A 13,980-nucleotide genomic window follows, 5' to 3' on the forward strand; every position below is an offset into this window, starting at 1 on the left:
GCGGCGGGTCAGCGGCCGACGACCTCCACCGACGTGCCGGTGAGGCGTTCGGCCTCGGTCCACAGCCGGGCGGCGAGCGCCTTGTCGCGCGCGGCCCTCGGCATCGAGGCGGTCGTGGTCGGGCCGACGAGCGCCCAGCGCGGTCCGTAGTAGCCGCCGGCGACCGCTCCGGGGTCGGCCGTCGCGTACAGCAGCGGTTCGGTGCCCTGCTCGACCCCCTGGGAGGGGATGACCCGGTAGCCGATCGACTCGAGGAGACCCGGCTTGCCGCCGTTCAGGTGGGGGCCGGACGTCATGAGGTTGGTGCGGGTGTAGCCGGGGTGCGCGGCGACCGAGAGCAGCGGCCAGCCCTTCTCGGCCGCGAGCTCCGCCAGGTGCACCGTCAGCAGCAGGTCGGCCAGCTTGGAGTGCGCGTACGCCAGCGTGGGGCTGTACCGGCGGCGGGACTGCAGGTCGTCGAGGTCGATCCGCCCGCGGTACGCGGCACCGCTGCTCATCGTCACGACCCTCGGCGCGGGCGCGGCCAGCAGCAGCGGCAGCAGACGGACGGTCAGCGCGAACGGGCCGAGGAAGTTGCTGGCCAGCTGCAGCTCGAAGCCGTCGACGGTCTCGGTCCGGGCGGGCACGTTCATCACGCCCGCGTTGTTGACCAGCGCGTCCACCGGCCTGCCCTCGGCGACCAGGTCCTCCGCGAACGAGCGCACCGACGCCTGGTCGGCGAGGTCGAGCCGGCGGACCTCGACCCGCGCGCCGGGATGCGCGGTGAGGATCTCCGCCCTCGCCTGCTCACCCTTGGCCTCGGTGCGCACAGCGAGGACGACGTCGGCCCCGGCTCCCGCCAGGCGCTTGGCCGCCTCCTTGCCGGTGCCGCTGTTCGCGCCGGTGACGACGATGCGCTTCCCGTGCTGGTCAGGAACCTGGTACATGGCGACCCCTCATTAAGTACTGCCGGTCTCTTATGTAGCCAACATAAAGGACCGTCGGTCTCTTAGTAAAGTACCGGCGGTCTGTAACATGCGTGACATGACTTTCCAGCGAGCGCGCACCGACGAGCAGCGCGGCGAACGGCGGCGGCAGATCCTCGCCACCGCGAGCGCGATGCTCACCGAGGTGCCGGTCGCCGACCTGACCCTCACCGCGCTCAGCCGCCGGGTGTGCCTCGCCAAGGCCAATGTCCTGCGCTACTTCGAGTCGCGGGAGGCGGTGCTGCTCGCACTGCTGGAGGCCGAGGTCGCGGACTGGATCGCCGAGCTGGAGTCCACGCCGGTCTCCGGCAGCGGTTCCGCCAGGGAACGGGGAGACCTGCTGGCCGACGTCCTGGCCACCTCGCTGACACGTCGCCCGGTGCTGTGCGACCTGATCAGCGCCCAGGCCACCGTGCTCGAACGCAACATCTCCGCCGAGACCGCGCTGCAGCACAAACGCGCCGTCCACGGGTACCTGCAGGGGCTCGTCCGGCTCACCGCGCGGCACCTGCCCGAACTGGGCGACGAGGACGCCGCCACCCTGATGCGGACCGTCATGCTGACGGCGGTCGCCGCCTGGCCGGGCAGCCGTCCCCCGCAGGCGGTCCTGGACGCGTACGCCGCCGACCCGGCACTGGCCGTGATGTGCCTCGACTTCACCGACGTCGTGCGGCGCGCCACCGAGGTCACGGCTTCCGGGCTTCTCGCCCGCAGGAGCTAGTCCCTGCCCGATAATCGGCCGATGATCAGGCTGATCGCCACCGACCTCGACGGCACGCTGCTGCAACCGGGCGGGGTGCTGAGCGACCGCACCCGCGCCACGCTCCACGCCGTCGACGCGGACGTCGTGGTGGTCACGGCACGACCGCCGCGGTTCGTGCAGGACCTGGCCCTCACCGGCACCGCGATCTGCTCCAACGGCGCGATGATCTACGACCTGACGAATCGCGAGGTGACGCACGCGCAGACGGTGCCGCTCGACGTGGTGCGGAAGGTGTCCGAGGCGTTGGCCGAGGTGATCCCGAACGTCGGCATCGCCGTCGAGACCGGGCTGGAAGTGCTGTGCGAGCCGGGTTTCCGCGGGTTCGGCCCCAACAATCCACACAGGACACTGGAGCTGCTCGACCACGTCTTCGAGGAGGCGCACCAGGTCGTGCAGATGCTCGCGTGGGCGCCGGACTCCGAGAGCGACCACATGATGGAGGTCGCGCGGGAGGCCGTCGGGCAGCACGTCACGGTCACGCACTCGGGCGGGCTCGGCCTGCTGGAGATCAGCCCGCCGGGCGTCTCGAAGGCCGCCACGCTCGAATCCCTCTGCGCCACCAGGGGAATCGGCAAGCACGAGGTCGTCGCGTTCGGGGACATGCCGAACGACCTGTCGGTGCTCGGCTGGGCCGGCACGGCCTACGCGATGGGCAACGCGCACCCGCTCGTGAAGCAGGCCTGCACGAACCACGCGCCGCCGAACACCGAGGACGGCGTCGCGCAGGTGCTCGAACGGCTCTTCAGGATCTAGGCACCGAGGTGGGTCCCGCCACCTCGGCTCCCAGCTCGGTCACCCGCTGCCGCAACGCGCGGTCGGCCGTCACGACCGTCACCGCGCGTCCGGCCCCCTCGGTGCGCACGACCTCGACGATCGTGTCGTCGCCGTCGCCCGGTGCGGAGACCACGCGCACGTCGTCGACCGAGGACACGTTGCGGGCCTTGCCTTCCACGACCAGGACGACCTCCTCGTCCCGGCCGCGCAGGGCGTCGCGGAGGCGTTCGGCCGCGCCCGCTCTGTCGCGCCACCACCCGTCGGGGACCGACCCCACGACGTTGGCTGCGTCGACCACGAGCAACGGCTTCACGCCTCCAGCGTGCCTCAGCCCCGGCGCGCTCGCAGCGCTTCCAGGGAGTCCGGGCCCTCGTCCACGGCAAGTGCCGCAACGGGAGCGGACTGGACGCCGGCCCAGCGCAGGACGGCGGCCGTGGCGGCGGCGCGCTCCTTCTCGGGCAGCTTCGCGATGTTCGCGCCGTGGTTGCCGCCGGGCACCGTGAACGACAGCGAGTCGCGCGTGCCCCGGCCGAGGCGGAACGGTTCCGCGCTCCACGGGTCGTTCTGACCGTTCACGAACAGCAGCCGCGAGCCCTGGTAGCGCACCCACGTGTCGATGTCGCGCATCGCGGAACGGTCGAAGCGCGGGAACGCGATGTCCGGCGAGACCATCGAGCGCGGCACCGAGGAACCGGGGTAGCGCAGCAGGTCGCGCACGGCCGACTCGTCCGCCTCGGGCCAGCCGAGCTGCGTGCCCGCCTGGTAGTAGTACGCCGTGTAGGGCGCGACGCCCGCGTCGGTGTAGAAGTCCCAGCCGACGGTCGTGTCGATGAACTTCCAGAGGTCGTCCACCGAGGCACCGGCACCGGGCACCAGCGCGCACTGCTCCTGCGTGCCGTACTGCCAGAAGGTGAACGGCGTGTCCAGGACCAGGATGTCCAGCGCCTTGTGGGCGTTGCCGAACTGCTTGTACGTGTAGCCGCGCGCTTCCAGGCGGGCCACGAACTCGTCGCGGTGCTGAAGAACCTGCCGCTGCACGCCTTCGAGGCGGCGGTTGCACGACGGGTCGTTCCCGACCTCGCGGATGAACTTGCCGTAGACGTCGCGGTCGTTCACCACGTCGTTCGGCGCCACGTACGCGATGGTCGCGTCGACGTCGCGCGGGAAGAACCGGCGGTGGTAGATCGACGTCATGCCGCCCTTGCTGGCACCGGTCGAGAGCCACTTCGCGCCGTAGATCTTCTTGAACGCGAGCACGATCCGGTGGTGGTCGTTGGCCGCCTGCCAGATGTTCAGGTCGTCCCAGTCGGCCGGGGCGGGCCGCGACGGCGGGAAGAACCGCTGCTCGACGCTGATCTGGTTGCCGTCGACGAGCCGGGCGGGCTCGGACGGGCTCGGCCCGGAGAGGTTGTAGCCGCTGGTGTGCAGCACCATCGGCTTCGACTCCGCCTTGTGCAGCAACGAGAAGCGCTGCTCGAACGTCGTGCCGCGCGGCTTGCGGTGGTCCGCGGGCTGCTGGATGCCGACGATGAACGTCCGCGCGGTGCCGGACGTCCCTTCGCTGATGATCCGCACACCGGGGATGGCGGCAATGCGGTCCTTGATGTCGGGGGCGGCGGACACCACTGCGGCGGTGGCGGCGACCTGCGCCGATGCCAGGCCGAACGCCAGCAGGGAGCGTACGAGTCTGTTCACCAGGCCACGCTATTGAGCCCGCGCGCCCCACCGGACCGGCCGATCGTCGGGGTTATTCGAAGCTGGCGTAGTACGACGCGGCCATGTCCTTGTCGCCGTGCCCGCCGTCGACGGCGCGCTGAAGCCGTTCGCCGGAGGCCTGTGCGACGTCCAGCCGCACCTTCGCCCGCTGTGCCGCCTCGGCCACCAGCCGGGCGTCCTTCAGCGCGTTCTCGGCGCTGAACGCGGGCTCGAAGGACCGTTCGATGATCGCGCCGCCCTTGGTCTGCAGGTACGGCGTGTCGATCGCGCCGCCGGACACGGCCTCCAGGAACAGCTTCGGGTCGAGCCCGGACGCCTCCGCGAGCGACACGGCCTCCCCGACCGCCGCCGTCAGCGCGAGCACCCAGCTGTTCGCGACGAGTTTCAGCTTCGTGGACGCGCCAGCCTCGCCGACCCACATCGTGCGGGCGCCGATCACGTCGAACACGGGCTGGACGCGGTCGCGCAGTGCCTCGTCACCGGACGCGAGGACGACGAGCTTGCCCTCGGCCGCAGGCTTGGTGCTGCCGAGCACGGGTGCGTCCACGAACTCCAGCCCGAGCGACCGGGCGAGCGCGATGTGGTCCTCCGTCGCCTCGACACCGACGGTGGACGTCTGGATCCACACGGCGTCGTGCGGCAGTGACGGCGCGGCGGCCTGGATGGCGGCGGTGACCGCGGGGCCGTCGTTGAGGACCGTCAGGACGACCTCGGCGCCCTGCACGGCGTCCGCGGGGGAGTCGACGACGGTCGCCCCGTGCGCGGCGAGGGGTTCGGCCTTCGCCCGCGTGCGGTTCCAGACCCGGACGACGTGTCCGGCCGCGGCGAGGTTGGCGGCGATGGGGGCACCCATGAGGCCGGTGCCGAGCACGGCGATCTCCATGACCCCCAGCAAACAAGAAACCTCGCGGTGCTGCCAGGTCGGGGGTCCGACAGCACCGCGAGGTCAACAGTGACATCGGCGGACCGACGTGCGCTGTTACAACGCCAGCCTACTGTGTCGTGGATCACGTTTAACAGACTGAAGCCCCTGGAGCGCGGGAGGTGCTCCAGGGGCTTGCAGGTGGGGAGGCACTCGCGACGGGGCGCCGCGCGAGTGCCGGGTCTTGAAGAGTCAGCGCAGGGTGGTGACCTGAGCCTGGGCGATGGCCATCAGCTCGTGACGCATGGACGGGGTGGTCGCCATGTCGATCGCGCGAGCCACGGCCTTCCGGTTGCGCGCCTCGGCACGACGGGCGCGGAGCTTCGCTGCGAAGTTCATCTCGGTCTGCACTTCCCTCTGTGAGGTCTGTTTGGTTGGTAACCCAAGTATGCACCCGCGTAGGCGTAAAAGCACGCGATTATCCGGTGAGTTGGGGCACACGCCGATGAATCATCGGCAGACAACGTAGACAGCCGGACAACAGCAGGTGGCCGCCGTCACTCCTCCCGACCGAGCAGGAACCTCCCGAAGTGCGGCACGGTGAAGGCGATCTGACCCCGTTCCGCGCTGTAGACCAGGCCTTTCTTGATGAGCGAGTCCCGCGCGGGCGACAGCGACGAGGGCTTGCGGCCGAGGTGGTCGGCGACCTGGGCGGTGTTGACCCCGGCATCCTTTCCGTCGGTCAACTCGGCCATCGACCGGAGATACTCGCGTTCAGCGGGGGTTGCACGCTCGTATCGGGAGCCGAAGAAGCCCACCGCCAGCTCCGCGTCGGCCTCCGGAGCGGCCACCGAGACGTCCAGCGCGGTGATCGGGTCGGCCGGCGCGGCGTCCCAGGCGGCCTTGCCGTAGGCCTGGATGAAGTAGGGGTAACCGCCGGACGCGTCGAAGAGGGCGTCCAGCGCCTCGTCCGTGATGCCCGCGTCCTCGCGTTCGACCGGGGCGAGCACCGCGCGGTCGGCGTCCTCGCGGCTGAGCCGGTCGATCCGGACGTAGCGGAAGAGTCGCTCCGAGTACGACTTGCTGGCGCTCAGCACGGCGGGCAGGTGCGGCAGACCTGCGCCGACCACCACGAGCGGTGCCCCGATCTGCGACAGCTCGTGGCACGCCGCGCACAATGCGCTGATGTCGTCGGGCTTGAGGTCCTGCATCTCGTCGATGAGCAGCGCGACGCCCGTACCGACGTCCTGCGCGAGCTCCGCGACGTCGGTGAACAGCTCGACCAGGTCGATCTCGATGTCGCCGGAGTCGGCCCTGCCGCTCGCCGCCGGCACGTCGATGCCGGGCTGCCAGCGGTCCCGCAGCTTGGCGCCGTCCGGGGCCGCCCTGAGCGCGAACGCCTTGAGGATGCCGAGGATCGACTCGACCCGGTCCGGCGCCCGGTGGCGCACCGCCAGGTCACGGATCGCCCGGTGCAGCGCGGCGCTCAACGGCCTGCGCAGGTCGGCGTCCGGCCGGGCCTCGACCTTGCCCGCGCCCCACCCGCGCTTGACGGCCATCGACCGCAGCTCGCCGAGCAGCACCGTCTTGCCGACGCCCCGCAGCCCGGTCAGCACGAGGCTGCGTTCGGGACGGCCGCGGGCCACGCGTTCGAGCACCACCTCGAACGCGCCGACCTCTTTGTCCCGGCCGGCGAGCTCAGGAGGCCGCTGGCCTGCACCGGGAGCGAACGGGTTGCGCACCGGGTCCATGGCTCGCACCGTATCCGCGTTTCTAGTGCGGGTCCTAGAGACGCGCAGACGAACTCAGGCCCGATTTGGCTGTATTCGTTTATCTAGTGATTGAGCAATAGAGCCTAATAGTTGCGGATGAACCGTGGTGGCGGTTGGCTGGCCCACGTGGCTGAAGTCGTGACGAAGGGGACCGGCGAGGTCGAGCGCACCGCCGACCGCGCCCAGGTGGACGTGACGTTCGAGGCTCTCGGCGCCGAACGCTCCGAGGCGGTGAGCACGCTCAACCAGCGCATCTCCGCGGTCGAGCCGCTGCTCGAGGAGTTCGAGGTGCGGTCGCGGCAGCTGTCCGCGCACGACAACTGGGACAACAACCAGCGCGTCGGCAGCCGCGCCTCCCAGCAGTACGTGATCTGGGTGAAGGACCTGGACCGCCTCGACGCCCTGCTCGCCGAACTCGTGCAGGCGGAACCGTCCTGGATCAACGGCCCGACGTGGACGCTGGTCGACGACACCGAGGCGATCCGTGAGGCGCAACGGGAAGCCGTCGCCGATGCACTGCGACGCGCCGAGGGGTACGCCTCGGCTCTGGGGCGGCGGCTCGGGCCGTTGCTGCGGATCGGTGACACCGACGGTGGGGCGCACTACTCGCCGCGGATGATGAGCGGCGCGGCGTCGTTCGAGATGGCGGGACCGGCCGGGATGGTCGACCAGCTGAACCTGAAGGCGCAGCAGATCACGGTGTCGGCCTCGTGCACGGCGGCGTGGTCGTTGCTCGACTGATGGAGACCGCACTGGTCCTGGGCATCGGCGGGGTGGTCCTGCTGGTCCTGGCCCTCCTCGCGACGTTCGTCCTGCTCGGCCGACGGGTGCGGCGCGGGCGCGCGGAGGGGCGCTACCAGTACCGCGCCAAGCCGAACGGCACCTACGACAACTCGTCCTCGTGCGCGGGCGGCGGCGGGTGACCCCTACTGGCCGTCGAGCGACTCCATCGCGTTGTGCACGGCGACGGCGTCGCGGTCGCCCGGCCGTGCCGTCAGCCACCTCTTAAGCCACTCGACGCGGCGGCGAGCGGCCGCTGCCAGCGTCAACGTTATGTAGGCGCGGCGTTCCCACTCGCGTGCCGACCGCATCGCGTCGGCGGCCGGGCGCCACTCGTCGCGCAGCGTGCCGACGAGGGCGCGCGCCAGGACCGGATCTCTTTCGGGATCAACGCCCATGTCCTGCATCCCACCCCCCAGTGCCGCCGCGCTGCGACACTCTGAGTGTGCATGAGGGACTGTCGTGTTCGGCAAGACTAAATGCGTCACCGTTCCAGAATCGCTGTGATCCCTTGACCTCCGGCGGCGCAAATGGACACGAAACCGCGTCCACTTCCCCTCTGGTGCAACAGCTTCGCGAGCGTCGCCACGATCCGCGCGCCGGTCGCGGCGAACGGGTGGCCTGCCGCGAGCGACGAGCCGTTGACGTTCAGCTTGGACCGGTCGATCTCGCCGAGCTCCTTCTCCCACGCCTTCAACGTCGCGAGGACCTGGGACGCGAATGCCTCGTGCACCTCGTAGAAGTCGAAGTCCTGCAGCGTGAGGCCAGCCTTGTCGAGCATGCGCGGTGCGGCGTGCACGGGCGCCATGAGCAGGCCCTCGTCGCCGCGCACGTAGTCGACGGCGGCGGTCTCGGCGAACGTCAGGTACGCGAGGACCGGCAGGTTGCGTTCACGCGCCCATTCCTCGGTGGCCAGCAGGACCGCGGAGGCGCCGTCGGAGAGCGGGGTCGAGTTGCCGGCGGTCATCGTGTCGCCGAAGACCGGCTTGAGCTTCGCGAGCTTCTCGGCGGTGCTGTCCGGACGGAGGTTCTGGTCGCGGGTCAGGCCGAGGTACGGGGTGACGAGGTCGTCGAAGAAGCCCTCGTCGTACGCGCGGGCGAGGTTCTGGTGGCTGCGCGCGGTCAGGTCGTCCTGGGCCTCGCGGGTGATCTCGTACCGGGCCGCGGTGACGGCGGCGTGCTCCCCCATGGACATGCCGGTGCGCGGTTCGCCGTTGCGCGGCAGGTGCGGGACGACGTGACCGGGCCGCAGCTTCGCGAGCAGGCTGATCTTGCGGGTGCGGTTGAACTCCAGCAGGAGCTTGCGGAAGTTCTCGTTCACGCCGATGGGCGCGTCGCTCGTGGTGTCGACGCCGCCTGCGATGCCCGCGTCGATCTGGCCGAGCGCGATCTTGTTGGCGACGGCGACGATCGCCTGCAGGCCTGTGCCGCACGCCTGCTGGAGGTCGTAGGCGGGCGTCTCGGGACTGAGCCTGCTGCCCAGGACGGACTCGCGGACGAGGTTGAAGTCGCGCGAGTGCTTGAGGACGGCGCCCGCGACCACCTCGCCGAGGCGTTCGCCCTGCAGACCGAACCGGCTGACCAGCCCGTCCAGCACCGCCGTGAACATGTCCTGGTTCGACGCGGTGGCGTACGGGCCGTTCGAGCGGGCGAACGGGATCCGGTTGCCGCCGATGATCGCTACGCGCATGCCGCCATACTACCTACTAGCGGGTAGACTTACTAGCGAGTAGGTTGTGCGACGTGGACAGGTACCAGAAGTTCGCGACGTCGGGGCTGGGGCGCCAGCTCGTGCGCAGGCTCGGCCTGCCGAACCCCCACCCGCTGCGCCGGGACGCCGCCCTGGCGACACCCGTGCTCGTCGGTGGCGCCACCCGGCTGCCCTTCCTGAAGCAGCTGGAAACAGGTCCGGCCCCCTACGGCGCGCTGGTCTTCGACGCGTCGGAGATCTCGACCGTGGGCGACCTCGGGCAGCTCCACGAGTTCTTCCACCCCGCGATCACGCAGCTCGGGCCGTGCGGGCGGGTGGTCGTCATCGGTCGGTCGCCGGACTCCGTGGCGCAGCGGGCGCTCGAAGGGTTCGTGCGCTCGGTCGGCAAGGAACTGCGCCGCGGCGGCACGGCGAACCTCGTGTATGTGGCGGACGGTGCGGAGGACGGGGTCGAGTCGACGCTGCGGTTCCTGCTGTCCGGGCGGTCCGCGTACGTGTCCGGGCAGGTCATCCGCGTGTCCGAGAACTCCGCCACCGGCACGTTGGACGGCAAGGTCGCGCTGGTCACGGGTGCCTCGCGGGGCATCGGCGAGGCGATCGCGGCCACGCTCGCCCGCGACGGCGCGCACGTCGTGTGCCTCGACGTCCCCGCCGCCGGCGACGAGCTGTCGAAGGTGGCGAACTCCGTCAACGGCTCCGCGCTGCAGCTCGACATCACCGGTGATCCCGCTCGGTTGACCTGCTACCTGCTCGAACGGCACGGCGGCGTCGACGTCGTCGTGCACAACGCGGGCATCACGCGCGACAAGACGTTGGCGCGCATGGACTCCTCGCAGTGGAACTCGGTGCTGGAGGTCAACCTCGCCTGCCAGGAGCGGGTGAACGACGCGCTGCTGCACGGCGGCGTGCTGCGCGAGGGCGGGCGGATCGTCGGGGTGTCGTCGATCGCCGGCATCGCGGGCAACGTCGGCCAGACCAACTACGCCACCTCGAAGGCCGGCGTGATCGGGATGGTGCAGACGCTGGCACCCGTTCTCGCCGCGCGCGGCGGCACGATCAACGCCGTGGCACCGGGTTTCATCGAGACGAAGATGACCGCGGCGGTGCCGTTCGCGACGCGCGAGGTCGGGCGGCGGATGAACAGCCTGTCGCAGGGCGGCCTGCCGTCCGACGTCGCGGAGACCGTGGCGTGGTTCGCGTCGCCGGGGTCCGGTGGCGTGAACGGGAACGTCGTGCGGGTCTGCGGCCAGATGCTGCTGGGGGCGTGATGCTGCTGCGCGCTGCCCTCACGTCGTTCCGGCGCGGGGAAACGCTTGCCGCCGCACCGGTCTCGACCACGGTCGACGTGTCGTTGAAGCACCTGGCGGCGTACAACGCGGTGTGCGGTTTCGGGCTGCGCGACGCGCTGCCGCTGACGTACCCGCACGTGCTCGGCTTCCCGTCGCAGATGAAGCTGATGTCCGGCAACGGTTTCCCGTTCCCGCTGCCCGGACTGGTGCACGTCGCGAACCGGATCACGCAGTCGCGGCCGCTGACGCTGGACGAGCCGTTGGAGATCACGGTGTCCGCGCGCGACCTGCGCCCCCACCCGCAGGGCACCCAGGTCGACGTCGTGACGTCGGTGTCCGGCGTCTGGGAGGGCGTGTCGACCTACCTGCGGCGGGGTTCCGGTTCGGCGGGCGCGGGCGAGGAACTGGAGCGACCCACCGGTTCGGCGGTGTGGAAGGTGCCCGCGGACATCGGCCGCCGCTACGGCGCGGTGTCCGGCGACCGCAACCCGATCCACCTGCACCCGTTGGGCGCCAAGGTCTTCGGCTTCCCGCGCGCCATCGCGCACGGGATGTGGACGAAGGCGCGCTGCCTGGCCGCGCTGGAGGGACGGCTGCCCGAGGCCGTGACGGTGGCCGTCCGGTTCAAGAAGCCGCTGTTCATCCCCGGTCGCGTCGAGTTCTCGGCGACCGAGGGCGCGTCCGGCTGGGAGTTCGCCGTGTGGGGCAGGGGTCCCCACCTGCTCGGCTCAACGACGTGACGGTGGATGCCAGACGTTGCCGTCGACCAGGTCGCCGAAGCCCATCCAGACGAGGTTCATGAGGCGGGCGGCGACGACGCCGGCGGGTTCCTCGGGGTGGTCGAGCCACCAGTCCGCGAGCGACTCGCCGGCCCCGACCAGCGCGGCGGCCAGCGACTCCGCCTCGAGCTTGGTCGCGGGCGCCTTCGTCGACTGGGTGAGCAGCGCGGCGACCAGTGACACCGCACGTGCGCGCATGTCCATGAGTTCGACCGCGAACGGTCCGCCCTGGTTGGACGCCTGCCGGTGCAGCACCTGCCAGCTCGCGCGGTTCTCGCCGACGAACCCGAAGAACGCGCGCAGGCCGCTCCACAGCTGCACGTCGGGTTCCTGGTCGGGCTCGACGCCCGTCGCGATGGCCTCCATCATCCGCGTGGCCTCGCGCCGGATGCACGTCGCGAACAGCTCTTCCTTCGAGCCGAGGTAGGCGTAGAGCATCGGCTTGGAGATGCCCGCGACCTCGGAGATCTCGTCCATGGAGGCCGAGTGGAAGCCGAGCCGCGAGAACACGTCGACGGCGGCGTCCATGATCTGCCGCTCACGCACCGCGCGTGGCAAGCGCTTGGCTCGACCTTCTGTGCGCATCACTACCCCTCGGTTCGAAGCCGCAAGATTATCCGATCGGCTTGCCGCTCTATCTACTGGTGAGTAGTCTTACTCGCGAGTAGGTACCAGGAGGTGTGTCAATGACGCTCGACCTCACCACCGAGGCGATCGCGAAGCTCAGCCCGGCCGAGCTGATCAGCACGTTGCGGCAGATCTCGCCGGACGACCCCGCGCTCAAGGACGTGAACATCGACATCATCGCCCGCGGCATCGACCCGAAGAAGCTCGGTCGCGAGGACTTCGCCGCGCTGCTGAACGCCCTGGGCGCACTGGCCGACGGCGGCGCCGACCTCGACCTGTCGAAGATGGACCCGTCGAACTTCGCCCGCATCATCTCGCGCGCCTCGAAGGACCAGATCGAGGCCGTCGTCTCCGATCCCGCGCTGCGCGTGCGCGTGCTGGACGAGGTGTTCCGCCGCATGGAGGTCCACTTCCGCGCGGACCGGGCCGGTGCGACGAAGGCGGTCGTCCACTTCCACGTGCTGGAGGACGTGTACGAGGCGATCATCGAGAACGCCGAGTGCACCATTAACAAGGGCGTGACGCGCGAGGCCCGTGCCATCGTGACGCTGACGCCGGCGGACTTCCTGAAGCTCGCCACCGGCAACGCCTCGGCCCCCGTGCTGTTCATGACGGGCAAGCTGAAGGTGAAGGGGGACCTGGGTTTCGCGGCCGGGTTCATGAGCCTGTTCAACATCCCGAAGGCTTAGGAGACTTCTTGTGGGTGGCTTCTCGCTCGAGCTGAACGAAGACCAGACCGACCTGCGCGACTGGGTGCACGGCTTCGCTCGCGACGTGATCAGGCCGGCGGCCTCCGAGTGGGACGAGCGCGAGGAGACGCCGTGGCCGGTGATCCAGGAGGCGGCGAAGATCGGCCTCTACGGCTTCGAAGCACTCGCGACCTGGTTCGCCGACCCCATCGGCCTCTCGCTGCCCATCGCCACCGAGGAGCTCTTCTGGGGTGACGCGGGCATCGCGCTGTCCCTGATGGGCACCGGCCTCGCCGTCGCGGGCATCTTCGCGGGCGGCGAGCCCGAACAGCTCGCCGAGTGGGTGCCGGAGTGCTTCGGCGACGAGTCGGACCCGAAGCTGGCCGCCTTCTGCGCCTCCGAACCCCAGGCGGGCTCCGACGTCGCCGGTTATCGGACCAGGGCGCGTTACGACGAGGCCACCGACGAGTGGGTGCTGAACGGCCAGAAGGCGTGGGCCACCAACGGCGGCATCGCGAACGTGCACGTGGTCACCGCCGTCGTGGACCCCGCACTGGGCTCCCGCGGCCAGGCCGGCTTCATCGTCCCGCCCGGCACGCCGGGCCTGTCGTCGCCGGGCAAGATCAAGAAGCACGGCATGCGCGCCTCGCACACGGCCGACGTGTTCCTGGACGACGTGCGGGTGCCCGGCCGTTGCGTGCTGGGCGGTCGCGAGCGCCTGGAGGCCCGTCTCGCGCGTGCCCGCGAAGGCCTGAAGGCCGGCGGCCAGGCGGCGATGGCCACGTTCGAGACCACCCGCCCGACCGTGGGCGCGATGGCCGTGGGCGTCGCCCGCGCCGCCTACGACTACGCGCTGGAGTACGCGAAGGACCGCGAGGCGTTCGGACGCAAGATCATCGAGAACCAGTCGATCGCGTTCGACCTCGCGAACATGCGGATGGAGATCGACGCGTCGCGGCTGCTGGTGTGGCGGGCGGCGTGGATGGGGCGCAACAACGTGCCGTTCACCGCGGGTGAGGGGTCGATGTCGAAGCTCAAGGCGTCCGAGGTGTCGGTGTGGGCGACGGAGCGGGCGATCCACATCCTGGGTGGGGCCGGGTACACCCGTGAGCACCCGGTGGAGCGGATGCACCGGGACGCCAAGATCTTCACCATCTTCGAGGGTACGAGCGAGATCCAGCGGCTCGTGGTGTCGCGGATGATCTCGGGCATGCAGATCAGGTAATGCCTTGGGGCGGGCCGGGTTGTGCGCC

The 13,980-nt window shown here is 70.4% G+C and carries 17 protein-coding genes; 8 read left to right on the forward strand and 9 right to left on the reverse strand.

The window, feature by feature from the left end; genetic code table 11:
* Positions 1-8 precede the first annotated feature (8 nt).
* Complete coding sequence (locus ABZX02_RS13000) at positions 9-926, reverse strand: SDR family oxidoreductase (protein WP_355297754.1); 918 nt, start codon at positions 924-926, stop codon at positions 9-11.
* A 97-nt stretch (positions 927-1,023) separates the two neighbouring features.
* Between ABZX02_RS13000 and ABZX02_RS13005 the strand changes: the two genes are divergently transcribed.
* Together ABZX02_RS13005 and ABZX02_RS13010 are read left to right on the forward strand one after the other, a co-directional pair.
* Positions 1,024-1,686 carry a TetR/AcrR family transcriptional regulator gene (locus tag ABZX02_RS13005; RefSeq protein WP_355297756.1) on the forward strand — a complete coding sequence of 221 codons (663 nt, stop codon included), beginning with the start codon at positions 1,024-1,026 and terminating at the stop codon, positions 1,684-1,686.
* Positions 1,687-1,707: 21 nt separating this feature from the next.
* Positions 1,708-2,481, forward strand: a complete 774-nt coding sequence (locus ABZX02_RS13010; protein WP_355297758.1) for an HAD family hydrolase — start codon at positions 1,708-1,710, stop codon at positions 2,479-2,481.
* Here the strand turns inward: ABZX02_RS13010 and ABZX02_RS13015 are convergent.
* The 5 genes from ABZX02_RS13015 to ABZX02_RS13035 all read right to left on the reverse strand — a co-directional run bounded on the left by ABZX02_RS13015 (position 2,471) and on the right by ABZX02_RS13035 (position 6,831).
* Positions 2,471-2,815 (reverse strand): NTP pyrophosphohydrolase, encoded by a 345-nt coding sequence (locus ABZX02_RS13015; protein WP_355297760.1) that lies wholly within the window; start codon positions 2,813-2,815, stop codon positions 2,471-2,473. The two genes, ABZX02_RS13010 and ABZX02_RS13015, sit on opposite strands and share 11 nt — an antisense overlap.
* Before the next feature lie 14 nt (positions 2,816-2,829).
* Positions 2,830-4,197, reverse strand: a complete 1,368-nt coding sequence (locus ABZX02_RS13020) for a S28 family serine protease (protein WP_355297762.1) — start codon at positions 4,195-4,197, stop codon at positions 2,830-2,832.
* Between the two features lie 52 nt (positions 4,198-4,249).
* On the reverse strand, positions 4,250-5,101 hold the full coding sequence (locus ABZX02_RS13025) for an NAD(P)-dependent oxidoreductase (protein WP_355297764.1): 852 nt from the start codon (positions 5,099-5,101) through the stop codon (positions 4,250-4,252).
* A gap of 231 nt (positions 5,102-5,332) precedes the next feature.
* The gene (locus tag ABZX02_RS13030) at positions 5,333-5,479 is read right to left on the reverse strand and encodes a hypothetical protein (RefSeq protein WP_169746017.1); all 147 of its coding nucleotides are present in this window, start codon (positions 5,477-5,479) and stop codon (positions 5,333-5,335) included.
* 158 nt (positions 5,480-5,637) lie between these two features.
* Positions 5,638-6,831: an ATP-binding protein gene (locus ABZX02_RS13035; RefSeq protein WP_355297766.1), complete on the reverse strand. Its 1,194-nt coding sequence runs from the start codon at positions 6,829-6,831 to the stop codon at positions 5,638-5,640.
* A gap of 147 nt (positions 6,832-6,978) precedes the next feature.
* On the opposite strand from ABZX02_RS13035, the gene ABZX02_RS13040 reads away from it, so the two are divergent.
* A complete protein-coding gene (locus tag ABZX02_RS13040) occupies positions 6,979-7,593 on the forward strand; it encodes an SIMPL domain-containing protein (RefSeq protein ID WP_355297768.1) in 615 nt (204 codons plus the stop codon).
* Positions 7,593-7,775 carry a hypothetical protein gene (locus tag ABZX02_RS13045; protein ID WP_355297770.1) on the forward strand — a complete coding sequence of 61 codons (183 nt, stop codon included), beginning with the start codon at positions 7,593-7,595 and terminating at the stop codon, positions 7,773-7,775. Before ABZX02_RS13040 ends, ABZX02_RS13045 begins: the two co-directional genes overlap by 1 nt.
* A 3-nt stretch (positions 7,776-7,778) precedes the next feature.
* On the opposite strand, the gene ABZX02_RS13050 is transcribed toward ABZX02_RS13045, so the two are convergent.
* Both ABZX02_RS13050 and ABZX02_RS13055 read right to left on the reverse strand, forming a co-directional pair.
* The gene (locus ABZX02_RS13050; protein ID WP_355297771.1) at positions 7,779-8,030 is read right to left on the reverse strand and encodes a hypothetical protein; all 252 of its coding nucleotides are present in this window, start codon (positions 8,028-8,030) and stop codon (positions 7,779-7,781) included.
* Positions 8,031-8,116: 86 nt separating this feature from the next.
* Positions 8,117-9,322, reverse strand: coding sequence for an acetyl-CoA C-acetyltransferase (locus ABZX02_RS13055; RefSeq protein ID WP_355297773.1), 1,206 nt, complete (start codon positions 9,320-9,322; stop codon positions 8,117-8,119).
* Positions 9,323-9,375: 53 nt separating this feature from the next.
* Between ABZX02_RS13055 and ABZX02_RS13060 the strand changes: the two genes are divergently transcribed.
* Positions 9,376-10,611, forward strand: coding sequence for a 3-oxoacyl-ACP reductase (locus ABZX02_RS13060; protein ID WP_355297774.1), 1,236 nt, complete (start codon positions 9,376-9,378; stop codon positions 10,609-10,611).
* Positions 10,611-11,372, forward strand: coding sequence for a MaoC family dehydratase (locus tag ABZX02_RS13065; protein WP_355297776.1), 762 nt, complete (start codon positions 10,611-10,613; stop codon positions 11,370-11,372). Before ABZX02_RS13060 ends, ABZX02_RS13065 begins: the two co-directional genes overlap by 1 nt.
* On the opposite strand, the gene ABZX02_RS13070 is transcribed toward ABZX02_RS13065, so the two are convergent.
* Positions 11,361-11,996: a TetR/AcrR family transcriptional regulator gene (locus ABZX02_RS13070; protein WP_089919062.1), complete on the reverse strand. Its 636-nt coding sequence runs from the start codon at positions 11,994-11,996 to the stop codon at positions 11,361-11,363. The two genes, ABZX02_RS13065 and ABZX02_RS13070, sit on opposite strands and share 12 nt — an antisense overlap.
* Positions 11,997-12,097: 101 nt before the next feature.
* Here ABZX02_RS13070 and ABZX02_RS13075 point away from each other — a divergent pair, with 101 nt between their 5' ends.
* Together ABZX02_RS13075 and ABZX02_RS13080 are read left to right on the forward strand one after the other, a co-directional pair.
* Entirely contained in the window at positions 12,098-12,727 is a 630-nt protein-coding gene (locus ABZX02_RS13075) for an SCP2 sterol-binding domain-containing protein (protein ID WP_355297778.1), read from the forward strand.
* A 10-nt stretch (positions 12,728-12,737) separates the two neighbouring features.
* Positions 12,738-13,952, forward strand: a complete 1,215-nt coding sequence (locus ABZX02_RS13080) for an acyl-CoA dehydrogenase family protein (protein WP_355297780.1) — start codon at positions 12,738-12,740, stop codon at positions 13,950-13,952.
* Positions 13,953-13,980: the final 28 nt, after the last annotated feature.

This window comes from Lentzea sp. NPDC003310 (assembly GCF_040610935.1).
In the GTDB taxonomy this organism is placed as follows: Bacteria; Actinomycetota; Actinomycetes; order Mycobacteriales; family Pseudonocardiaceae; genus Lentzea.